The sequence below is a fragment of the Pseudomonas onubensis genome, assembly GCF_965653655.1.
GTDB lineage: Bacteria > Pseudomonadota > Gammaproteobacteria > Pseudomonadales > Pseudomonadaceae > Aquipseudomonas.
The window spans coordinates 1-20,888 of sequence record NZ_CBFHAZ010000043.1; the positions used below are offsets into that span (position 1 = coordinate 1).

The window sequence follows — 20,888 nt, forward strand, 5'->3', positions numbered from 1 at the left end:
TGCTCGCGAAAGCGGTGGGTCAGTCAATTCATCTGTCACTGACCCACCGCATTCGCGAGCAAGCCCGCTCCCACCTTTGACCGAGTATGGCTCTGCTGTTGCTGTTGCTGTTGCTGTTGCTGTTGCTGTTGCTGTTGCTGTTGCTGTTGCTCTGGCCCTTACATCCTTTTCGATGACGAAGTCAGCGGTCTTTTGATCTGCGCTTGTGATCGTGATCTTGATCTGAAATCGCCCCGTCAAACACGATGGCCGGAATCTGACAGGGATTTGGGGGGTAAACCGGCAGGGATGCCGGTTTAGCCGCGCTGGGCCAAGGATGGCCCATCGCGGCGCCCCCAAATCACTGGCGGATTGCGGGCATGCCGAGCCATAGCGAGGCACCGAGTGTTGGGGCGAAGACTTTTTGGTTACTTTTGTCTGGGCCGGCATTCCGGTCTTTACAAAAGTGACCCGCTGTAAGAGCGGAACCATAGGCAGCCGTTACCCAAATAACGGATATGCACCCCAACCGCCAAGCCCCACCAAGACCGCCTCAACGTTAACGTTGTGTAGATACCCACGACCACCACGGGCAAACACGGCTTCCACATCTGGATCTTTATTCCAGCTTTAGAACCTGGTTTGTACGGCCAACTCAAACGTCCTTGGCGAGCCCAAATAGTAAGCCGGCGACACATGCGCAAACTCGGCATACACCTCATTGGTCAGGTTGCGGACCCGCCCAGTCACCGAGGTATGTGAATCCACGTTGTAACGCAGGAACGTGCCAAACAACGTATAGGCCGGCACCGTCTGGGTGTTGGCATTGTCGGCATACACCTGGGCCACATACCGCGCGTCCACACCGCCTTGCCAGTCCTCGGCAAAGTCGTACGTCAGCCACAGGTTGCCCACACGCTTGGGCACGTTGGTGGGCGTATTGCCTTTGCGCGAGACCACCGCGCCGCTGGCGATTTTCTCATTGAAGTCATCGTATTCGGCGTCCACCCAGGCAAAGTTGCCTTCGGCCAGCAGCCGTGGCGTGATGCGCAACGAGCTGGCCAACTCGATGCCCCTGGAGGTCTGCGCTCCCACCGGGATGCTGTTGTTCGGGTCGAGCGGGTCGGTGACGGCAAAGTCCTTGCGCTCGATCCTGTAGGCGGCGACGGTGGCCGAACCGCGACCGTCGAGGTAGTCGAACTTGCTGCCGACTTCCCATTGTTTGCCGGTCGACACGTCGAACACTTGAGTGGTGGTGGAAGGCTGCTCGGCTGCGGTGCTGTATTGCACATACACATTGGCAGACGGGATGAACTGATACGTCAGGCCCACGCGGCCGGTGACCGGTTCCCAGCTGCGTTTGAAGTGCCGTGGGTTGGTAGCGGTTATCACGCGATGGTTGGTCACGTCCAGGTCGATGGCATCGTAACGCAGGCCCGTGAGGAGCGAGAGTTTGTCGGTGAGGCCCAGACGGTTCTCCACAAACAAGGCTTTGGTGGTGACCTCGTTGGTCTTGTCTTTGACAAAGCCAGGCCGGGTGCCCGGAATGTCATAGAAGTGCCCGGGGTTGTAGGCGTTCGGGTCCACCGTACTATTGCCCGGCACATTCAACGGGTTGTTGGTGGTGCTGTTGACCTTGTATTCGAAACCACCGGACCAGGTGGTCGACAGGCCGAACACGCTGTCGTCATGGCGCAGCTCGAACTGGTTGCCGTGCTGCTCGCCCTGATGGCGCACCTGGTAGGCGGTCGAGCGGTTCACCGCGCTGTTGTCGGCGTTGTACTGGTAGGTTTCCAGGTTGCGGTAGTCGCGCTGGCTGTCGAGGTGATAGAGGGTGTTTTTCAGCGTGGTGCTGTCGTTGATCCGGTAGTCGATGATCGAGCGCATCCAGATCGTGCGTTGCTCGTAACGACCATCGGCAACGTTGTAGTTGTTAAAGCGGTTGTGCTTGTCGATTTTCAGCTCGCCCGCCTTGGGGTTGAGCACCGGCGTGCCCCAATACGGGCTGTCTTCATGCTCATCCTGGTATTCCAGGGCCAGGGTGTGGGACAGGTTGGGGGTGAGGTCACTGAGCAAGGAGAACGCCAGGCTCCAGGCATCGCGCTGGTCGCGGTCGATGTAGCTGTGGTTGGTATTGCGGCTCACATCCAGGCGCGCGTAGTGCTGCACTTCGGCGCCGGGTTCGGTCAGGGCGTGGTTGAGGCCAAAGGCCATGCCGGCAGTGTCGTAGCTGCCATAGGTGAGCTGGCCTTCGGCGGCTTGTTCCTCGCGGGTGGCCAGCTTGGTCACGTAGTTGAGCGAGCCGCCTACTGAGCCGGCGCCGTTGATCAGGGAAGAGGGGCCGCCGACCAGCTCAACCCGGTCATAGATCCACGCATCCACCGGCCGCGCCAGGCCGGTGGCGACGTTGATGCCGTTGAACATCTGGGTGATCTGGCTGCTGGTAAAACCACGATAGGACACAAACCCGCCAAACCCCGGCGGCGCACTGGCGTTGACGCCGGGCAAGGTGTTTGCCGCATCGCGGAAGGTCTTGGCGCCATGGCGCTCAATGTCGTTACGGTTGGCAATGGCCACCGACGCCGGGGTTTCACGCAGGCTTAAACCCAGGCGTGAGGCCGTGCCGCTGGATTGGTCCAGGGCCAGGCCCGGTTCGCTGGTTTGTTCACCATCAATGGTGGTGGGGGCCAACTCGAGCGCCCAGGCACAGACGGGCAGGCAGCCGAACAGGCTCGCCAACAAGGGTAAATGTTTCATGGTTGAATCCTGAAAATCTTGGCTTGAAAACAACGCACAGCCGCACGTATTCCCGGTTGGGAACGTTGGCCGATGCAGATCAGAAAGCGCAGGGATCAGGCGAAAGCGGGAGGCGCGCGAGGGTTGGCCGTGGGCCAGGTGAAGCGGGCAGGAATATCAGCGGCGAGCACCACCGCCGGCGGTGGCGCGTGCGGTTGGGGCAGCACCGCCACATTGAAGCTGGAACTGAGTGCCGGGCCCATACCGCCGGTCGAGCACAGTGGGCAACCAAATGCCTTGGACAGCGTCGGCAGGTTCTCGTCGGTGGAGTTCTTCTGCGCAGGCGCCTGGGTGCGCGGGTCGACCGTACAAAACTGGCCGCCGATGCCGTTGAGCTGCATGCCCAGCATCTGCCCATGACCAATACTGCACGCGAACACATTGAACAGGACGCAGCAATACAGCATCCAGGCAATGAGTGAGCGGTCGGCACGGGCGATTTTCATGGGGCGGCACTTTACCATCAGCCGCCGACGAAATGCCTACAAAAAATCTCAGGACGACTATCCTCATTCGCACCTTTGAGGGAGCGCCTGCCATGAGCTTTTTCGTCGCACGCTGGATCGTCGCCATTTTTACCTGCATCAGCATGGTGCATCTGTACTGGGCCGCCGGTGGCAAACTCGGCAGCCTGGCCGCCATCCCCGAGCTGCCCGGCGAATTCGCCCAGGGGCCGCGGCCGGCGTTCAAACCGTCGGCGTTGGGCACGTTTCTGGTGGCGATGGGGTTGGTCGCAATTGCCTTGCTGGTGTGCCTGCGGGCGGGGTTGTACTTCTCGCCGGTGTCGCACGGCGCACTGCAATGGGGCATCAGTGCGATTGCCTTGGTGATGTTCGCCAGGGCAATTGGCGATTCGGAATTGGTCGGCTTTTTCAAGAAGGTGAGCGGGTCGCGATTTGCCCGTTTGGATACCTATTTCTACTCACCCTTGTGCCTGGTGTTAGGCGCGGGGTTATTGATCGTCGCGTGGAGTTGAGAACAAAACACACAAAAACCACATACCCAACAAAACCCACTTGACACGCCCCCAGCCTCGGGCGTTTATTGACGTACCCACCGGACCCATGTGCAGACGGCCCAGGATACTCAATGAACACAGACCTCTTGATGCCCACCGTGATCGACGCTGCCGAAGCCATTCGCGTGGGCACGCTGTCTGCGGTACACCTGGTCGAGCAAAGCCTGCAAGCAATCGAAACCCACAATCCCACACTCAATGCGTTTGGCGACGTGTACGCCGACTCGGCATTGGCGCAAGCACAAGTGCTGACCGAAGAAGCCAGGGCAGGGCAGTTGCGTGGCCCGTTGCACGGCGTGCCGTTTGGTATCAAGGACCTGTTTTCCACCGCCGGCCTGCGCACCACCCGAGGCTCGTTGACCGCCCTGGAACACATGCCCACCCAGGACGCGCCGATCATTCGCCGCCTCAAGGACGCCGGCGCAATTATCCTCGGCAAAACCGCCACCACCGAATTCGGCTGGACCGGCGCCAGTACGTCGCGCGTGTTTGGCAACGGCCGCAATCCCTGGAACCCCCACCTCACCAGCGGCGGCTCCAGCTCCGGCTCGGCGATTGCCGTGGCCGCACGTATGGTGCCGGGCACGCTGGGCTCCGATGGCGGTGGGTCGGTGCGGATTCCGGCCGCGTTCTGCGGGGCGTTTGCGATGAAAGGCTCCCTGGGCCGCATTCCGACCTGGCCGTGGTCGGCCACCGAAATGCTCAGCCATGCGGGGCCAATCACACGCACGGTGCGCGACAGCGCCTTGCTCTTCGACCTGCTTTCCGGGCCTGACCCGCTGGACCATCAGGCCCTTCCTGCCTTGACCGAATCTTGCCTGGCTCGCTGCGACCAGCCACTGGGGCCGCTGCGGGTGGCGTATTGCCCGACATTGTTCAACACCCCGGTCGACCCGGTCATCGCCGCTACCGTGGAGGCCGCCGTGTACAACCTGGCGGAACGTTTGCCGGTCACCGTGACCACCCTGGAAGTGGACTGGCAAGACCCGCTCGCCACGTTCGAAACCTTGTGGGTCGGCGGGCGCGGCATTGCCTACGGCAAAGCCCTGGCCGATCGCCTCGATCAACTGGACCCAGGCTTTGCCGCGCTGATCCAGCGCGCGGGCAACTACGACCTTGCTGACTACCTCAAGGCCGTGCAACAGCGTGCGCACTTCGCCAACCAGGTGCATGCGCTGTTTGCCGACTACGACGTGTTGCTACTGCCGACATTGCCAACTCTGCCGTTCGCCGCCGACCAGGTCGCGCCCGACGGCTGGCCGGGCGCAGATGGCGCGGTGCCCTGGGCGCGTTGGACGCCTTTTACCTACCCGTTCAACATCACCGGCAACCCCGCCGCCAGCCTGCCGTGCGGCTTCAGCCCGAGCGGCTTGCCAATTGGGTTGCAAGTGGTTGGCCCGCGCTTTGCCGATGCCCAGGTGTTGCAGTTCTGCGCCGCAGTGGAAGCCATTGCGCCTTGGGACCAGCACCTGCCTCCTTTGTTGTCCTGACCTGATTACCCGTGGAGCCGGCTCGTTAGAAGCCTGCCCTGGACAGATCCTTTTGTAGTGTTTCTGCCCTTTCACACCTTGAAGAGTGAGAGGTACCCGTGACCCGATCAACCGCCGTCAATCGTCCTTTTCACCCTGCCGGACCGGTGCATGCCGCGTACCGTGGTGGGCGCAAAGCGCGCGATACTGATGGCTCGAATTTGCCTTGGAATGCACCTTTTATGCTTAACCAACCGCGTCTCGACGAAATCATGCTCATGCTCACCCAATATCAGCGCGTCAAAGCGTCGGACTTGGCGCAAGCGCTGTTTGTCAGCGAAGAAACCATTCGCCGTGACTTCAAATACCTGGAGGAAGCCGGCAAGTTGCGCCGCATCCATGGCGGCGCGATCTTGCCCAGGCTCAACGAGGAACAGCCGCTGCAAGTGCGCACCCGCATCAAGGCCCAGGCCAAGACCCGCATGGCCGCCTGCGCGGCCAAATTGGTCAGCGAAGGCATGGTGCTGTTTCTCGACACCGGCACCTCGACCCTGGCCCTGGCCCAGCAATTGATCGGTTTCAGCCAGCTGCGCATCATCACCAACTCGCTGGACATCGCCCAGTTGATCACCCAGCAAAGCAGTAACCAGGTGCTGGTGGTGCCCGGCGATGTGCGCCGCAATGACAATGCGCTGATCGGCGCCCACACCCTGGAATTCGTCCGGCAGTTTCACTACGACATCGCCTTCATGGGCATCGGCGCGGTGGACCTGCAGTTAGGCTTCATGGACTACCAGGAGCCCGAGGCGCTGCTGCGCCGCACCCTGACCCAGCACTGCCTGCGCAGCGTCATCCTCGCGGACGACGCCAAGTTCGGCCATCGCACGTTCATCAACACATTGCCGTTCAGTGCCATTACCACTTTGGTCACCAATCGCCCTCCGTCCGCGGAGTTTGCGACCTGCCTGGAGCACGCCCATGTCGACATCCTTTACCCCTGAGTGGCTGTCTCCCAGTGAGGCGGACATCGAGGCGTTCGAGACGCTGTTTCGCGACAGCTCAGCCATCGGCGCAACGCCAGCTGGTGGCTTGCACCGCCTGGCCGCGTCAGCCGAAGACGGCGCGGTACGTGACCTGTTTAGCGGTTGGCTGCGCGAACGTGGTTTTGAGGTGCGGGTCGACGCCATTGGCAATCTGTTCGGGCTGATCACCTTCAACCCGGACGCCCCTTATGTGCTGTGCGGCTCACACTTGGATAGCCAGCCCAGCGCAGGGCGTTTCGACGGTATCTATGGCGTGCTGGCCGGCGCAGTCGCCATCGCCAGCCTGGCGCGCCAACTGCACGAACGCGGCGAAACCCCGGCGTGCAACCTGGCGGTGGTCAACTGGACCAACGAAGAAGGCGCGCGCTTTCAACCCAGCCTCATCGGCAGCAGTGTGTTTACCGGCGACCTGGCCCTGCAAGAGGCTTGGGAATGCCGCGACGGCGACGGCATTCGCCTCAAGGATGCGCTGCAAGCGATCGGCTATCTTGGCGACGGCCCGGTTGAACTGAATGTGGCCGGTTACGTGGAAATCCACGTTGAACAAAGCGATGGCCTCGAAAGCCAGGGCCTGGACATTGGCGTAGTGCGAGAAACCTGGGCGGCGCTCAAGCAGCGTATCCGTTTCGACGGCGAACAGAACCACACCGGCCCAACCCCGATGGCCGCCCGCAAGGATGCCTTGCTCGCGGCGGCCCATGCGATTACTACTGTGCGCGCCGAAGCGGACGTGCACGGGCTGCAGTTCCACAGCTCGGTAGGGCGCCTGGAAATTTACCCCAACTCGCCGAACGTGGTGCCCTCGCGCGTCACCTTGCATGTGGAATACCGCTCGCCCGACACGGCATTGCTGGCGGTTGCCGGTTATCGGCTGGACGCCAGCCTCAAGGCCGTCGCCGCCTCGACCGCAACCACTTACGAAGTCGAAAGCCGGGCCTTGCGCGCACCGATAGCGTTGCATCATGGTTTTGCCGAATTGGCCTACAGCGTTGGTCGGCAGTTGGGGTTGGCAGTCGGCAACAGTGTCACGGTCTCCGGCCACGACGCCATCAGCCTGGGCCGCCATTATCCGGCGTGCCTGTTGTTCATTCCGAGCAGCAACGGCGTGTCCCATAACGAGGCGGAATTCACCCATGACCGTGATATGCGCACCGGCCTGCAGATGCTGACCGCGCTGTTGCATTGTGCGTGTACTTGCCCCAATGCTTACCGGTGAGGGACGCCATGTCCAACCGTACTGATGCACTGTCGCGCCTGATGGGCGCCCTTGAATCCGCCGGCCTGTCCGCCCATGTCGAGGTCGCGGACGGCACTGCCGGCATCGCCTCGCCGATACGCCTGGCCACCGAGTGGACCGGCTTTCACCTCACGGCGCCCTGGGGCCAGTGCTACGCCAAAGTGCTGCACGACGATATGCGTGCGCTGATCGACATCGAGCGCACGGGCCGCGCCACGCAACTGGCGGCCGACTGTGACGTAACCCCCGCGGTGCGCCTGGTGGATGTGGCCGCCGGTGTGCTGCTGCTGGATGCGTTGCCGGCCCATGAATGGCGCTGGGCACGCCTCGATGAGTTGCTGCAGCCCCAGCGCCTGCAAGCGTTGTGGGCCTTGAAACGGCAGTTGCACGTCGGCACCTCACCGGGCTTCAACCGCTCGCCGCTGCAGGATATCCAGCACCTGCGTGAGCTGTGCAACCGTGACGGCGTGGGCTTGCCCGCTGATCATGGTTGGATCGATACCTGCATTGACTTGGCCTGGACCGAGCTGCAATTGAACCCTGGCACCTCGGTGCCCGTGCACGGCGACGGGCTGGCGAGCAATGTGATGATCGGCCCCGGCGGCGCGTTGCAATTGATCGACTTCGACTACGCGGGCTGCTTTGACCCGTGGTACGACGTGGCTGTCAGCCTCAACGAGTTGTATGCCTTCGAAAGCCAGTGGCGTGACGGTATCAGGGCCTGGGCCGGCGAGTGCCGCGAGTGCGATTACGCGCGCTGCCGACTCTATGCGCTGATCAATGATTGGTATTGGACGCTGTGGGGCCTGTGGGTCGGCGCGACATCAACGCGGCCCCTGGAGTTTTCCAAGGTCGGGCAGTGGACCTTGCTGCGCTGCCGGCAAAGCTTGCAAGACCCGCGATTTGAAAGTTGGTTACGTCAGGTACAGGAGGGGCAGGCATGAAAGCAATGGGTGAGGCCTGTACGCCTCAGGAATGCCAACTGGAGGCCGCCGTGCGCGGCGTGCGCGATTGGGGCGGCTCGGGCATTCGTTACGAGCCGGTCAGCGGCGGGATCTCCAACAGCAACTGGCGGGTCGAGGTCAGCGGGCTCAGTACCGCCTACTTCTTCAAAGTGCCCGGCGCCGGCACCGAGATGTTTATCGACCGGCGCACCGCCCATGACGCCAGCGTCAAAGCCGCGCAAACCGGCTATGGCGCGCCGGTGTTTGCCTTCCTCGAAGAGTTTGGTGTTGAAGTGTTCGAGTTCATGGAAGGCTGGCGAGCCTCTTCTAATCAGGATTTTCTCGACCGCGATGTACGCCATAACGCCTTGCACGCGCTGAAGGCGTTCAACGACCAGTCGCCGCTGTGCCAGACCAAAACCGTGTTCGACATGATTGCCGAGCACCAGCGCCAGGTCGAAGAACTGCAGGGTTGCAAGCCCAGCGATGATGCCTGGTTGCGTCGTCAGTGCGACCGCGCGCGTGGCGCGTTGCAAGCATCGGGCATCGACCTGGCGCCGTGCATGAATGACACGCTGGCGGGCAATTTCATGCTCAACGACCGCCGCCAGATTCGCCTGGTGGACTTTGAATACGCCTCCAACAACGACCGTCATTACGAGTTGGCGCTGTGGTTTGGCGAGATGTTCTTTACCGATGAGATGGAACTGGCGCTGATCGAAGACTATTTCGGCCAGGTCACCCCGCAACGGCTGGCGCGGATCAAGTTGCACAAGGCCCTGGCCGACATCAAATGGTCGACCTGGGCGATGGTCCAGCACGCGGTGTCGCAATTGGATTTCGACTTCTACAAATACGGTGCCTGGAAGCACATGCGCGCGCGTAGCGTGATCAATGATTCGCAATGGGAAAGCTGGCTAAGACAGGCCTGAGCCTGCGCCAGCACAATAACGACGAGTCACCCTGCAGCTCTTTTGGCGCTGGTTTGCGCTGACGTTTCACTGCTTGATTTTTTGATTGATCACACAACAAACCGATCCAGAAATTCAAGGAGCACCCTTCATCATGAAACCCGCAAGCGCGTCACCCGCACGCCTGAGAAACCAGATCTTCGGCGGCTACTTTTTCCTGTTATTGATGCTGGCGTTATTCCCGCCGTTTTACTTGAGCATGAGTGGCAGCCGCGCCTTGGTGGTGGGCATCCCGCTGCCGATCTTCTATTGGATCGCCATTGCCGTACTGGCCGCCCTTGGGGTGTGGGCCTTGTATCTGGCCGAACTCAAGGCCGGCGAGATTCCTGACGAGGAGGGCGTGTGATGATCAGCACCAGCAGCGATGCCCACTTGTTTATTACCTTCGGTGTGATCGGCCTGTTCCTGGCCGGGATGATCGCCGTGCTCTATGCCACCAACCGCGAAAGCACCAGTTTCTCCGACTACGCCGTTGGCGGGCGCTCTTACGGGCCGTGGTATATCGCCATGTGCTACACCAACTCCTGGTGGCCGGGTTCGACCTTTACCGCGTTTTTTGCCCTGAGCGTCGGCGGCGCCCTGGGTTTCTACGGCATGGTCTATGCGACCCTGGGCGTGACCGCCATGTACATGATGGCCAGCCGCGCCTGGACCTGGGGCAAACGCTTCAACCTGCGCACCCAGCCGGACCTGCTGGGGATGCGCTTCGACAGCCCGGTGGTCAAACGGGTGGCCTCGATCATCGGCATCATCTCGGTGTTTCCGTGGGTGGTGATGGGCATCCAGGCCCTGGCGATGCTGTTCCAGTTCGCCAGCTTTGGCCGTTGGGGCGTCACCACCTGCCTGTTCGCGGGCGTGGCGGTGGTACTGATCCGCCAATACTGGACCGTGAGCATGGGCATGCGCGGGTTGATCATGACCGACATGTTCCAGGGCCTGATCGCCTACGTGGTGTGCGCCGGCGTGTGCGTGTTCCTGTTGTTCGGCGATCAGGCCGCGTTTTCCAACCTCGCGCAATTGCCGGAGAAAATGCTGCAAATTCCCGGCGCCACCGGCACCGGTTATGGCCCGATGTACATGTTCAGCCTGATCTTCACCGGCGTGATCGGCTCGATGTGCTGGCCGATGAGCTTCCAGCGCATCTACACCGCCAGCGGCGTGCGCTCGGTGAAAAAAGGCACGCTGTACACCATGCTGCTGGTGGGCGGCTTCTACGGCATCCTCATGCTGTTTGCAGCCGCCATCAGCCAGGACCCCAACGTGCTGGCCCACCCGCAACAAGGCTGGTTCCTCTCGCTGTTCGACATTGGCGGGCCCTGGCTGCTGGCGCTGGCCATCGTCATCGTACTGGCCGCCAGCATCGGCCACGTCGACGGCTGCGTACAAGTCTGCGGCACCCAGTTCGCCAACGACCTGGCCACCTGGAACACCCCACGCACCGACCGCCAACTGACCCTGCTGGCCAAGGCCGGCATGGTGGTGTTTATCGTCGCCGCCTCGGTGCTGGCTTACCTGACCTTTGATTACTCGCGCCTGCAATTACTGGCGCAGATCTCCTACCAAGGCATCATTCAACTGGCCGTACCACTGTTCTTCGGCATCTTCAGCCGCCGTGGCAACAAACAAGGCGCGATCGGCGGCATGTTGGCGGGGATCGTGGTGGCGATTGTGCTGACCACGCTATACCCGGATGACATTCCGGCGCTGGGGTCGTTGACCAGCGGGATTGTGGGACTGGTGGTGAATGCTGCGATTTTTGTGGTGTGTGCACTGGTGATCAAGCCGAGCGCGGTGGAGAAAGCGCGGGTGGAGGGGTTGTTTGAGATGGCGGCGAGTGGGCGTGGAGTGCAGGTGGGGGCTGCGCCGGTTATGAGTTGAAAATGGATCGGGGCTGCGGTGTGTGGCCCCGGTTTGAGCGTGTGACTTAGGTGGACTAAATATGTGTTGGGTAAAGTTGAATTGCGGTAGCGCTGAGTTCAACAAATCCTGATTTCTGAGGTATGGGACCATCCAACTCAATTAGGATTATTGAATCGCCGAGTTTTAATGCTGCACATCCGTCTTCGTCAGCTTGGACCAGCTCGGCGGTTATTTGGATGAGGCTGTCCTCCATTTTGATTTTTGAAGATTTTTCAGCGGTTGACTTCATGTTTATATTCCATGAGAAAACCTCCTCAAAATCAAACTCAACGTCGATAATTTCACCGATTTTTGGCGCAGTATCGCTCCATAGTGCAGTGCCATCTCCGAAGGGTGAATGGAATTTTACGTGCAATACGTTCAGATAGGAAAATGTATCGATCACTACAATTTTCATGTTTTTTCCGAGTGGGAGATTGCCGGTTTTCGTGTGAGTGTTTTGGTAATGATTCGATTTTCTTGCATTCGGCATCAACCCTTTCTGTTTAGCACTGTAGTCGTTTGCAGTTAAGATAAAAATGGGTTCGTCTTAAAAAATAAAACTGTTGCTAGCGCTGTTTGCAGCTTGGTTGTGTTACTACCTGTGCCAATACATTTGATGGTTTAAAAGAAGAAATACAGTCCGGTGTTGTTGTCAATTGCCAGTTTATTGAGTTTGATTATTTTTCTTGTCAGTTCTTGGTTTTCGGGTATTGAATGATTTTCTAGTATGTGTAGTGATTTTTTGAGGTCTTCATTGGTGTTGATGCTCTCGTCTTCATAATCGTCGATCATCTTTCCAAGCGAATTGTTGATTTTGTCGATAACGCCTGATCCCATTAACTGCTGATATTCTGTATGGGTCAGGGGGCAATTCGCCAATAACGAGATTGGGCATTCGTCAGTGTCTAATAGAATCATCGCTTCTTTCGTCAAAGGGGTGCAGATAAGTTTCATTTTTCTATGCTCTTGTTAAAGTGAGTGGCCCCGGTTTTTTAGGGCGCGTTGGTTAGGATTTAGGTTGTCAATCGTCAGAGGCCTAGATGGGTAGTTTTGGTAGTTGGATTTTTAATAAAAGGCCACATCAATTCGGTCAACAATTATTTTAATAAAAGAATCGTTCAAGTCGGGATGGTCGTAATGGATCCCCTCATCGTTCAGCGAAGTAAATGTCTGAAAAGTATCGTCGCTCAGCATTCCGTAAAGCGCGTAAGGAAATCCGCTGCCCGTTCGCTTGGCTAAAGCGTGAGTCGTGGAGGTTTTATGAGCTTCATAGCTTTCAGATAGATTTAAATTTAATTCAACGCAATAAGTTTTCCCTACTACGATTTCGTAGGGGCAGTGGCTGGCGAAGCAAGTTACTACAGTATTTTCAATGAGCAGGGTAACCTCTTCTTCCACCAGTTCGTTGATTGCTACGACCAGTGCATTTTTTACGTTGTTCGCTATGGGATCTGATTGTTCTTTCATCGCTTGAGATGGCCGTGTCATGGAGTGGAGTGCCAGTGGAACAAAGTCCGTTATGAGCCGTGTTAGATGGACTCGGAAGTTTCATTTGGTCGATAGGGGTAACGTTTCTGATGCGACAATTTGTCTTTGTAATTTGAATTTACTAGGGTTTGTTTAGTTTTGGCTCTGAGAAAAATTTGCAAAAATCCAAGCGCCCCTCAAATGAGATGCAGGCTATCCATGTGAAATCCTCCGATACAATATAGGTGTGTTGTGGGAGGTCGGAGAGAATTTTTAGTACTTGATTTAAGTGCTCTGGACTTATTGAATAGGCGTTGTCACAGGCGGAATCACTGATGATAACCAAGTCATTGTCAGAAATTTTGCAGATTTCCGCCGCAATGAGCGAAATCGCCAAGATTGAAGATGCGGAACCGAAGCTCTCCAAACGACTCCAGTCGATTTGATTCCCGCTAAAAGGAATGCGCTCATTAATTCTACTGACCATCGAGTCTTGTTCTGCCTGAGAGATGACACTGAAATCGATATTGAGCTTTTTTAGGTCTGTAATTAGTTCTTCGTCAAAATAGCTCATTTTTTTGCAAACCTTTTACTGTGACTTGTTTTACCTGTGTTAAATATTCGGTGATCAAATTTTCCAGGGTTTGGGTTTTCATCTTTTGTGCTTCGGAGTCACGTTTTTTGTGATCCCTATTTTTGTAGTTGGAGATGTCATATCTGCTCAATGCTGTAGTTTTTTGCAGTTACGGAAAAGATAATTTGATGACTGTTGCTTGATTTAAAACTATAGTTTTTTTTGATTTCGTCCCCATGTTGCGCTGATTTTTGTGCTGAAATTGATTTTTTCTCTTCATGTATCCCGCTTACCTCAGCGCCGACTGCGCTTACGCCTTGAAAGGTGGTTGGATTATGGAAGGTGATAAGAAGAGAGCGGTCTTGCCGGTCGGTGAATACCATGAGTAACTCACCACGCTTGCAAGTAACTTGCTCAATCGTCCCTCCCGTAATCGAGATTTTTTCCGGATCGAAATCGGACTTTTGAGACCGTGTGGGCTGCCAAAATTTTAAATCGGAAAGATATCTTTCCACATCGTCCATGTCGTCGTCGCCGAGCGTGTCGTCAAAGTGTTGAGCAATTTTTGTACGAACTTTTGCGAGGCGTTGGGTGATATTGAAGTTGTCAATGAATTCCGTAGTTTCTCTTCGGTAGTCGTCTAGGGCTGCAGGGTTTTCGGCATAAAAGCTACCCATTCTATGCAGAGAGATCAATATGAATTCGATCTCTTTTAGGGCGTCGAGTGCATCCTCTCCAGTAAGAGTTATTTTTATATTTTGCTCTAGCATTAAATTTCTCACATGCGGTTAGCTCTATAATGTGGGGTGTTATTTTCTTGTTTTGTATTAGTCTAATGTTTATATTTATATCATAGGATTCAGCGATTTTGTATTCGCTAGGTCAAGATGTTTTTAGTTTCATTATGCACGGCTATAAGTCGTGTAATTGGTTTGTTTGGGTTTAGTCCCGTTTTTGTGTTTTGATAGCGTTGCATCAAATTCAAGTCGGAGTCTGATTTTTATTAGTCTGGCTCTGCATTTTTAAATGCTCGTTTGAACTATAATTTGATGTTTCGTTTTTCGGTTCCGTGCCCAAGAAGATTTGTAGATTTTAAATTATTTTAATAATCGAATGTCAAATTTTCTATGATTTAAATGTTTTTTTTTGTAGTGGGGTGATGCGGGTATTCGAGTCCTACTGCTTTGGTCTTGATTCTAAAGTTTGCGTGAGTAAAGTTATATGTTGAAAAAATAAATGTCTCCTTTAAATGATATAAATGCTATCCAGTCTAGATGTTGTTGTAAGATGTATGTGTGTTGTGGGATTGTGGAGAATATTTGTAATGCCAAAAGGAAGTTTTCAACGCTTACTGAGTAAGAGTTGTCAGTGGAATCTCCGACTATAATGACACGTTCTTTGGTTGCAAGTTTAATTTTTTCCGCAAGAGATATTAGCGCTGTTTGTGATATGGCTGTGCCTAGGTGGACACTGTTTTTTAACGAGCTCCATTCGATCCGATTTCCAGAAAAAGGGAGTTTACTATTTATTTTATCGACGATAACGTCTTGCTCTATTTCAGATAAAAAAAAGAGCTGTGTGTTGCTTTATTTCTTCGTCAAAATAGCTCCTTTTTCAAACCTTTAAATTGGTGAAAATGTCGCTCTATGTGCACTTTGCCCTGCGGTCCGGTGTCTCTTTTCAGTTGAAAAGTGGGAGAGGTGTACAAATTATTTTTTGAATATTTTAAATTGTGATTGACAGGGCTCATGATTTTTATGAGCAAAATGCGAAATGCAGTCCTGTGTTCTTGTCAGTCGCCAGCTTGTTTGGTTGAATTGTTTTGCATGATAGCTCTTAGTTTTCGGCTATGGAATTATGTTTTAGTATGTGCAGAAATTTTTAAGATATTCATGAGGGTTAATGCTTTCGAATTCATAGTCGTCGATCATTTTTCCTAGATCTTCGTAAATCTTATCTGTAATTTCTTATTTCCAAAGCTGCTGGTATTCTCAGTTCGTCAATGAAATGCTTTCCAATAATGAATCTGGGTAATCACCGTGTCTAAAAAATTCACTGCTTCCAGAGCCAATGGTGTGCAAATGAGCTTCATTATATTCACTTTATGTTCTGCCCTCTACGCGTTACCTGTGGATGTATGCGTATATATCTTTTTTCTGAATTTCTTCTAGGTTGATTTTATTAATGCTTTCGTTTAAGTACGGTAAGTGTTTTGAGTGGCAAATCAGCTGCGCAACGCCATATGTTTCTGCTTCATAGAAGCTAAAGGTAATAGATTCCTCATCAGTAAGTATTATTTTGAAATCATCAGTTTTAGAAATTTCAGCGAGGTTGCTTAGTTTATGCCATAAGGGGTCAAGGTTGTTATCGTTGTTGTTCTGCATAATTATTATAGACGTTCGATGGGATGTCATGCTGTTAGGGGGGTTTCGAAGCGAGTCAAAATCTAAGTTAATTATCTGTGAGTAGATTTTGGTTGATTCGTTTTTTCTTAAGATGTCACCTGGCTTCGAGTTTTTGTGAAAGGTTTTTTGTGAAATATATTCTTGGCTTTTGCTATGGAAAGGTAACAGTTTTGTGTGCCATTGTACGATTTTTGGCCATCTTAGTGTAAGTATCGAGGCGAACTCGCACCAGGTTTCCCAGACATCGGTATACTTTTGGTTAAGCATTGTAACCGTTATATAGTTTTTGTCATGAATAGGCTGCAATTGCTCCCAAGGATGTATGCCTATTTCTCTTATGAATACTGATTTCATTTATTTCCTTTAAAGTATGAGTGATTGTCTACGTGATTTTTTAAGGATGTTGACTTTCCATCAATACTAGCCTCCGTATTGAAATGCGGGCCAAGGTTGCCTTTTTTATGGCCAAGTGAGTGCTCCCTGATTTCTATTTGGCGTTCCTGTAGTTCAAATATATACACTCTGCCCTCTGTGTGTTGGTATTGGTCTGTAATCTTAACTTTACGTACTAGCGTGGGGTGTTGCGTTTGTGGAACGCCCCCTATTGCCTTGGCCCTTTTAAATGCGCCATTTCTAGATAGTTCACTGTAGGCTCCTTTAGGGAGTTCCGTATCTCCTTCGCGTACCTTGGCATATTTACCGGGATCATCAGCGACGTGTGTCGGTTTACATCCATCCCCGCCAGGGCACGTGCTTAAGCCTAGCGGATCCACCCACCCCGTAGGGTTAAGCACATACCGGTAAGCATTAATCCCACCCGCCAGCTTCACCGGGTCCGGCGTCAGGTAACGGCCAATATCTGGATTGTAGTAGCGATGGCGGTTGTAGTGCAGCCCGCTTTCCGCATCGAAATATTGGCCCTGGAAGCGCAGCGGGTTGTCGATTTTTCCGACGTCTAGGCGGGCGATTTCGCCGTAGGCGCGGTAGTGCGCGGACCAGACGATTTCGCCTTCGGGATTTGTCAGTTCCTGCGGGGTGCCGAGGTGGTCGAGTTGGTAGTGGAAGGGTTTGGTGTCTTCAGGCCCAAAGCCTTCCAGCAGTGCCAACGGCCGAAAACTGTCTGGCTCGTAGAGGTAGCTGCGGTGGCAGTCCGCATGGTGTTCAGCTACCAGCTTGTCGCCTTGCCAGAAAAACTCCGTGGTTTTCCCGTCCACCGTCTTGCTGATCCGCCGACCAAATGGGTCATAGCGATAGCTGGCGGTTTGCCCGTTCGGTTGTGTGATCCCAATCAACCGATGCTGGCAGTCGTAGCGGTACTCAGTAACCAGCTGATGGCCCTTGCCACGCCGCTGACGGATCAAATTGCCGAAGGCGTCGTAGTCGTAGTGATGATCGCCCTGAATCATCAACCGATTCCCCGCCACGATGTCCGGGCCGGGGCGGTCTTGCATCAGCAGGTTGCCGGCCGGGTCGTGGCCGAAGCGTTCCTGTACGTCTTGCGAGTGGTCGGCGCGGGTCAGGCGGGCGAGGGGGTCGTACTGGTAGTGGTGTTCGCCTTTGCGGGTGTCGAGCAGGCGGGTGAGGTTGCCGCTATTGTCGTAGTCGTATTGGCGTTGATAAAGCGTGTGCTGCTGTTGGCTGACGGCGTGGGCGCGCAGGCGGTTCTGGTCGTCGTAGTGGTAGTGGCTGAGGAGCTGGCCTTGTTGGCGTTGGTGTTCGCGGCCGGTTTTGAACAGGTGGGAGGTGAGGGTTTCGCCGTTCAGCTCGACGGTGGAAAGGTGGCCGCCTTTGTCGTGGTTGAAGGTGAGGCGGTTGTTGTCCGGCAGGCGCAGGTTTTTCAGCTGCCCGCAGGCGTCGTAGCCGTAGCGCAAGGTGCCCCAGCCTTGGTGTTCGGCGGTGAGGCGGTTTTGTGGGTCGTACTCGTAGGCCAGCGCCCAGTGGCCGTCGTCGACGCTGAGGAGGTTGCCTTGGCGGTCGTAGGCATAGTCGACAATATTGCCGTCTGGCAGGGTTTTTCTTACGAGGCGACCGGCGTGGTCTCGCTTGTAGCGGGTAACGAGCTGACTGCCGTCGTCGCCGTGTTCGGTTTTTTCCGCCAGATTGCCGTTGAGGTCATACACATAGGCCGTGCGCTGACCGTCAAAGCCGATTTCCTGCTGGATCAGGCCGTTGGGGTGGTAATCGAGCCGGTAGGTTTCGCCTGCCTCGTTTTCGATTGAAGTCAGCAGCAGGCGCGCATTGTCGTAGCGGTACTTGACCTGGCTGCCATCGGCGTTGATACGGCGGCTGATCAGGTGCAGGCCGTCGGCATATTCGTAACGGGTGACGTGGCCGAGTTCGTCGTGTTCGGCGGTGATTTTTCCGTAGGCGTTGTAGCTGTATTCGCGTGTTGCGCCGCCTGGAAGGGTTAGTTTTCGCAGGCGCCCGGCAGCGTCCCATTGGTACTGTGTGAGCTTGCTGAGTTCATCTTCACGGGTGATCTGACGACCAAGATCGTCATAGCGATAACGCTTGATACCCCCATTGGGCAGCAGCTCCTCAAGCAACTGCCCCTGCTCATTCCAGACCAGCCGATGGCAACTGTTATCGGGAAACCAAACCCCTGTGAGTTGGCCATATTTGTTGTAGCTGTAGTCCGTGATATTGCCGTCAGGATCGGTCTTGCGAATGACATCGCCCTGATCATTGCGCTCATATTTCCAGACGGCGAGCCCACGCCTTACGACCCGCACGAACCCGTTGTCATGCTCGTAGGACGTCGGCTCATCGTCCCCCGGAAACAGCGCCACCAAGCGTCCGGCTTCGTCGTACTGATACCCCGTCACCGCCCCAAGCGGATCCTGCTCGACCGTCAGCCGGCCCTTGTCGTCATAGGATTTGAAGTGTTCAGCACCGTCAGGATCAATCCTTTGCACCAACCGCGCACGATCATCATGGACATACACTTCCCGGCTGCCATCAGCGTTATGCACCGTGACACGGCCGTCATCCCCCCAGGCATACCGCGTATCCATCTGCGAAAAGCTGGCCCAATGCCGAACACACCGCGCTGCCTTACCAGCCCGTTCCCATTCCCAAAAGAAACTCGCGCCACCGGCCAGCCCGCGCTCAAGAATGACGTGCTGTTCGTCGTAGCGATAAACCTCGGTTTCACCTACAGCATTGGTCGCAGAAACCAGTCGGCCAAGATCGTCATAGGCGTAGGAAACAACGCTCTGCTCCGTCACCCATTCGAAGGGTTCATGCCCTTTGGCGCGATGAACCTGATAGTCCACCGCCACAATGCGGCCCAGCTCATAACGCAGAAACAGCGAGCGCCCCACACCGTTATCCAGCCGCTCAACCCGCCCCAAACGATCGTGAAAAACTCGCAGCCGGTTGTCATACGCATCGCTGATGGCAACCAGCACGCCATCGTGGAAGTGATAAAACCGCGACGCCTGGGCCAGCACCAGTTCATCGGGCAAGTCGCCCAAGTAGATCGCCGCTTCGGCCAAGCTATTGGTAATCGCCGGTCGAGCAGCAGTAGGCAGCACAAACTCGGTACGGCGATTCTCATGATCGGTCCACACCACCGAATCACCCGAAACAGAAAGCCGCTGCGCCAGCGAATGGCTCCAGCCAAACCCCAACCCGCCATCCACTTCCACCGCACTGGTGCGATACAACCGCGTCCACTCGAAGGGCAAAATCCCATCCAACGTGCCATCGGTGAGTGTCAGCAATTCCTCGCCGGTGACCATCGACACCGGGCAACCGTTGGTAACGGTTTTGTCCGCAGGTGCCGCGGCATCGCCATTGAGGTTTTTGCCCGACGCAGGCGCATCATCAACGTGTTCTTTTTGTTTCAGCACCGCGTTCTGCCGCGCCCGCCAACGCATTTGCAGCGTGCCTTGCTTCAACCCGCCAACCACACCGCGAACTGCCACCGCCTTGTAACGGTCCACCACCTGCATGAATTTGGTCAGAATCCCGAGCAGGCTCCTGACAAAACCCTCAGCGGCATCCAAAACCCGCGCGCCGTACTTGACCAGCCGCAAACCGAGATAAGCCACGCCCGCTGCCGGTAACGCGATGGTCAGTACCGCGCCGATCACCAGATCAATCAGCAGCGACACTACAAACCCTGCCGCGGTCTCCGCGATTTCTCCGGGTGGTAACGCATCCAGCCAGAGCATCGCGGTACGCAGGATCAGGTACAGCGCAGCCTCGTCGCTGGCCAGTAACATGGCCTGTTCCATAACCTTGGGCGTATCGGTAGCCAACTGCGCCAACTTGGTGGCCTCGGCGCCGAGTTGCTCAGCGAATTTCAGCGGGTCTTCAAGAATCGCCTGAACCAGCTTGATGCTGTCCCATACATCGCGGATTGCCGCCCAACTGCCCGCCAGCACGCCGCTGCCAATCGCGCTGGCGGTCGATTGCTGCCAATAGGGTTTGAAATCCTTCCACTGCTCGCGCAGCCAGTGCTCCAGGTCGGCCGTCAGCCCGGCGTAAGAGGCAAACAGCGCGTCCACTTGCTGCGCAGAAACGCCGCCCTGCACCCGCACCTGATAGCGCCCGCCAGCGGCGCAAAAATGCGAACCTTTGCCATGCTCATCGAGCATGACAAGCGTGGAACTGCCGTCATCCAGCCGGATGACCTCAACGGGGATATCGCCGATCGGCACGTCATACACCGACTCGAACAGGCTCTGGATTTTCAGCTCGCCGCCTACCGGGCACAGGGCTACGGTGGAAAAGCCCATGTCGGAAATACTGACGCTCTGCTGCGCATCACCAACCCGCAGCACGCGGTCCATCCCCAGCAGCGACGGCATGTCCGCAGCATGGCTGAGCGTATCCAGCGCCCGCGCATACCAGGCGCCCATCTGCTGGCGATATTCCGCCAGGCTCTGATGAAAGCCATTCAGTTCATGTTCGATAAAGGCGATGTGGGCGGCGTTGGTCATCCGTGACGTCTCGGCAAAAATGGCAAGGCGTCGGAGTCTGCTGCAGGAAAAAGCCGCTGGACGAATGGTTGGAAAAATCAGAATGGGATGACGCAGGACGGGTAAAAAACGCGAAAAACTATCCTGAAGGACTA

18 protein-coding genes are annotated in these 20,888 nt (G+C 55.8%); 9 read left to right on the top strand and 9 right to left on the bottom strand.

Going from position 1 to position 20,888, the window contains the following annotated elements:
• On the top strand, positions 1-196 hold a 196-nt coding region (locus tag ACTD9P_RS15650; protein ID WP_438868371.1), incomplete at its 5' end, for a hypothetical protein.
• Positions 197-609: 413 nt separating this feature from the next.
• Here the strand turns inward: ACTD9P_RS15650 and ACTD9P_RS15655 are convergent.
• Positions 610-2,736 carry a TonB-dependent receptor gene (locus ACTD9P_RS15655; RefSeq protein ID WP_438868372.1) on the bottom strand — a complete coding sequence of 709 codons (2,127 nt, stop codon included), beginning with the start codon at positions 2,734-2,736 and terminating at the stop codon, positions 610-612.
• Positions 2,737-2,831: 95 nt separating this feature from the next.
• Positions 2,832-3,221, bottom strand: coding sequence for a DUF2946 domain-containing protein (locus tag ACTD9P_RS15660; protein ID WP_438868374.1), 390 nt, complete (start codon positions 3,219-3,221; stop codon positions 2,832-2,834).
• A 92-nt stretch (positions 3,222-3,313) separates the two neighbouring features.
• Here ACTD9P_RS15660 and ACTD9P_RS15665 point away from each other — a divergent pair, with 92 nt between their 5' ends.
• The 8 genes from ACTD9P_RS15665 to ACTD9P_RS15700 all read left to right on the top strand — a co-directional run bounded on the left by ACTD9P_RS15665 (position 3,314) and on the right by ACTD9P_RS15700 (position 11,335).
• Positions 3,314-3,751: a DUF3995 domain-containing protein gene (locus ACTD9P_RS15665; RefSeq protein WP_285680768.1), complete on the top strand. Its 438-nt coding sequence runs from the start codon at positions 3,314-3,316 to the stop codon at positions 3,749-3,751.
• A gap of 131 nt (positions 3,752-3,882) precedes the next feature.
• The gene (locus ACTD9P_RS15670; protein WP_438868415.1) at positions 3,883-5,283 is read left to right on the top strand and encodes an amidase; all 1,401 of its coding nucleotides are present in this window, start codon (positions 3,883-3,885) and stop codon (positions 5,281-5,283) included.
• A 221-nt stretch (positions 5,284-5,504) separates the two neighbouring features.
• Entirely contained in the window at positions 5,505-6,263 is a 759-nt protein-coding gene (locus ACTD9P_RS15675) for a DeoR/GlpR family DNA-binding transcription regulator (protein WP_438868375.1), read from the top strand.
• Positions 6,241-7,521 (top strand): Zn-dependent hydrolase, encoded by a 1,281-nt coding sequence (locus tag ACTD9P_RS15680; protein WP_438868376.1) that lies wholly within the window; start codon positions 6,241-6,243, stop codon positions 7,519-7,521. The genes ACTD9P_RS15675 and ACTD9P_RS15680 overlap by 23 nt, the downstream gene beginning before the upstream one ends.
• 8 nt (positions 7,522-7,529) lie before the next feature.
• A complete protein-coding gene (locus tag ACTD9P_RS15685; protein ID WP_438868377.1) occupies positions 7,530-8,486 on the top strand; it encodes a phosphotransferase family protein in 957 nt (318 codons plus the stop codon).
• On the top strand, positions 8,483-9,418 hold the full coding sequence (locus ACTD9P_RS15690) for a phosphotransferase (protein WP_438868378.1): 936 nt from the start codon (positions 8,483-8,485) through the stop codon (positions 9,416-9,418). The genes ACTD9P_RS15685 and ACTD9P_RS15690 overlap by 4 nt, the downstream gene beginning before the upstream one ends.
• A 133-nt stretch (positions 9,419-9,551) precedes the next feature.
• On the top strand, positions 9,552-9,803 hold the full coding sequence (locus tag ACTD9P_RS15695; RefSeq protein WP_438868379.1) for a hypothetical protein: 252 nt from the start codon (positions 9,552-9,554) through the stop codon (positions 9,801-9,803).
• Positions 9,803-11,335, top strand: a complete 1,533-nt coding sequence (locus tag ACTD9P_RS15700) for a sodium:solute symporter family protein (protein ID WP_438868380.1) — start codon at positions 9,803-9,805, stop codon at positions 11,333-11,335. The genes ACTD9P_RS15695 and ACTD9P_RS15700 overlap by 1 nt, the downstream gene beginning before the upstream one ends.
• A 55-nt stretch (positions 11,336-11,390) precedes the next feature.
• On the opposite strand, the gene ACTD9P_RS15705 is transcribed toward ACTD9P_RS15700, so the two are convergent.
• From ACTD9P_RS15705 to ACTD9P_RS15735, 7 genes are all read right to left on the bottom strand, one after another.
• The gene (locus ACTD9P_RS15705) at positions 11,391-11,774 is read right to left on the bottom strand and encodes a hypothetical protein (RefSeq protein WP_438868381.1); all 384 of its coding nucleotides are present in this window, start codon (positions 11,772-11,774) and stop codon (positions 11,391-11,393) included.
• Between the two features lie 206 nt (positions 11,775-11,980).
• Positions 11,981-12,313: a hypothetical protein gene (locus tag ACTD9P_RS15710; protein WP_438868382.1), complete on the bottom strand. Its 333-nt coding sequence runs from the start codon at positions 12,311-12,313 to the stop codon at positions 11,981-11,983.
• Positions 12,314-12,424: 111 nt separating this feature from the next.
• On the bottom strand, positions 12,425-12,847 hold the full coding sequence (locus ACTD9P_RS15715; protein ID WP_438868383.1) for a UCP019853 family protein: 423 nt from the start codon (positions 12,845-12,847) through the stop codon (positions 12,425-12,427).
• Between the two features lie 121 nt (positions 12,848-12,968).
• A complete protein-coding gene (locus ACTD9P_RS15720; RefSeq protein ID WP_438868384.1) occupies positions 12,969-13,400 on the bottom strand; it encodes a hypothetical protein in 432 nt (143 codons plus the stop codon).
• A gap of 137 nt (positions 13,401-13,537) precedes the next feature.
• Positions 13,538-14,170 (bottom strand): hypothetical protein, encoded by a 633-nt coding sequence (locus ACTD9P_RS15725; protein WP_438868385.1) that lies wholly within the window; start codon positions 14,168-14,170, stop codon positions 13,538-13,540.
• A 1,353-nt stretch (positions 14,171-15,523) separates the two neighbouring features.
• Positions 15,524-16,159 carry a hypothetical protein gene (locus ACTD9P_RS15730; RefSeq protein WP_438868386.1) on the bottom strand — a complete coding sequence of 212 codons (636 nt, stop codon included), beginning with the start codon at positions 16,157-16,159 and terminating at the stop codon, positions 15,524-15,526.
• Positions 16,156-20,754: an RHS repeat-associated core domain-containing protein gene (locus tag ACTD9P_RS15735; RefSeq protein ID WP_438868387.1), complete on the bottom strand. Its 4,599-nt coding sequence runs from the start codon at positions 20,752-20,754 to the stop codon at positions 16,156-16,158. The genes ACTD9P_RS15730 and ACTD9P_RS15735 overlap by 4 nt, the downstream gene beginning before the upstream one ends.
• Between the last annotated feature and the right edge of the window lie 134 nt (positions 20,755-20,888).

Excerpts from the sequence above, each read along its gene's own strand:
- ACTD9P_RS15675 (WP_438868375.1), top strand. The coding sequence starts at position 5,505 with ATGCTTAACCAACCGCGTCTCGACGAAATCATGCTCATGCTCACCCAA.
- ACTD9P_RS15695 (WP_438868379.1), top strand. The coding sequence starts at position 9,552 with ATGAAACCCGCAAGCGCGTCACCCGCACGCCTGAGAAACCAGATCTTC.
- ACTD9P_RS15660 (WP_438868374.1), bottom strand. The coding sequence starts at position 3,221 with ATGAAAATCGCCCGTGCCGACCGCTCACTCATTGCCTGGATGCTGTAT.
- ACTD9P_RS15665 (WP_285680768.1), top strand. The coding sequence starts at position 3,314 with ATGAGCTTTTTCGTCGCACGCTGGATCGTCGCCATTTTTACCTGCATC.
- ACTD9P_RS15700 (WP_438868380.1), top strand. The coding sequence starts at position 9,803 with ATGATCAGCACCAGCAGCGATGCCCACTTGTTTATTACCTTCGGTGTG.
- ACTD9P_RS15715 (WP_438868383.1), bottom strand. The coding sequence starts at position 12,847 with ATGACACGGCCATCTCAAGCGATGAAAGAACAATCAGATCCCATAGCG.
- ACTD9P_RS15710 (WP_438868382.1), bottom strand. The coding sequence starts at position 12,313 with ATGAAACTTATCTGCACCCCTTTGACGAAAGAAGCGATGATTCTATTA.
- ACTD9P_RS15730 (WP_438868386.1), bottom strand. The coding sequence starts at position 16,159 with ATGAAATCAGTATTCATAAGAGAAATAGGCATACATCCTTGGGAGCAA.
- ACTD9P_RS15680 (WP_438868376.1), top strand. The coding sequence starts at position 6,241 with ATGTCGACATCCTTTACCCCTGAGTGGCTGTCTCCCAGTGAGGCGGAC.
- ACTD9P_RS15725 (WP_438868385.1), bottom strand. The coding sequence starts at position 14,170 with ATGCTAGAGCAAAATATAAAAATAACTCTTACTGGAGAGGATGCACTC.
- ACTD9P_RS15705 (WP_438868381.1), bottom strand. The coding sequence starts at position 11,774 with ATGAAAATTGTAGTGATCGATACATTTTCCTATCTGAACGTATTGCAC.
- ACTD9P_RS15685 (WP_438868377.1), top strand. The coding sequence starts at position 7,530 with ATGTCCAACCGTACTGATGCACTGTCGCGCCTGATGGGCGCCCTTGAA.
- ACTD9P_RS15735 (WP_438868387.1), bottom strand. The coding sequence starts at position 20,754 with ATGACCAACGCCGCCCACATCGCCTTTATCGAACATGAACTGAATGGC.
- ACTD9P_RS15655 (WP_438868372.1), bottom strand. The coding sequence starts at position 2,736 with ATGAAACATTTACCCTTGTTGGCGAGCCTGTTCGGCTGCCTGCCCGTC.
- ACTD9P_RS15670 (WP_438868415.1), top strand. The coding sequence starts at position 3,883 with ATGCCCACCGTGATCGACGCTGCCGAAGCCATTCGCGTGGGCACGCTG.
- ACTD9P_RS15720 (WP_438868384.1), bottom strand. The coding sequence starts at position 13,400 with ATGAGCTATTTTGACGAAGAACTAATTACAGACCTAAAAAAGCTCAAT.
- ACTD9P_RS15690 (WP_438868378.1), top strand. The coding sequence starts at position 8,483 with ATGAAAGCAATGGGTGAGGCCTGTACGCCTCAGGAATGCCAACTGGAG.